This window comes from Kocuria cellulosilytica, assembly GCF_040981245.1.
Classification (GTDB): domain Bacteria; phylum Actinomycetota; class Actinomycetes; order Actinomycetales; family Micrococcaceae; genus Kocuria; species Kocuria cellulosilytica.
This window is the reverse complement of record NZ_JAVFWZ010000122.1, coordinates 1-541: the sequence shown is the minus strand read 5'-3', so window position 1 is coordinate 541 and position 541 is coordinate 1. Positions and strand designations below refer to the sequence as shown.

Annotated in this window: 1 protein-coding gene; it reads right to left on the bottom strand. The window is 73.8% G+C overall.

The window, feature by feature from the left end; genetic code table 11:
• Positions 1-473 (bottom strand): acyl-CoA dehydrogenase family protein (locus RCG67_RS17300; RefSeq protein WP_368828048.1); only part of this gene is annotated, 473 nt, incomplete at its 3' end.
• Positions 474-541 lie beyond the last annotated feature (68 nt).

Sequence of the window (541 nt, the reverse complement as noted above, 5' to 3'; positions counted from 1 at the left end):
GGGGAGAGCGAGGTGAAGATCTTGGTGCCGGTGACCCGGTACCCGTCGCCGTCGGCCTCCGCGGTGGTCACCGCGTCGAAGAGCACGGCGTCGTTGCCCGCCTCGGAGATGCCGAAGGCGAAGATCTCCCCGGCCGCGGCCTGCTCGAAGATCCGCCGGGCGCGCCCGTCGCCGCGCAGCCGCAGCGTGTGCGCCACGCCCACCAGCACGTGGTGCATGTTGATGCCCAGGGCCGTGGCCGGTGCCGCGGACGCGAGCCGGCGCTGAGCCGCCGCGGCCTGCCGCAGCGTGAACCCGAGGCCCCCGTGCTCGCGCGGCACCAGCATCAGGGGATAGCCGATGCGGACCAGGTCCGCGAAGTCCTCGTCGAAGAAGCGGTTCTCCCGGTCGTAGCCGTCCGCGCGCTCGCGGAAGGTGGTGAGCAGCTCGTCGGGCAGCAGGGTCTCGGGCGACGGGGCGTCCGTGCGGGGCATGAGGTCCTCGTCGGGTGCGGGGGTCGGGGCGCGGCGGGTCAGTACGAGCTGAGCAGCCGGTGCAGGAC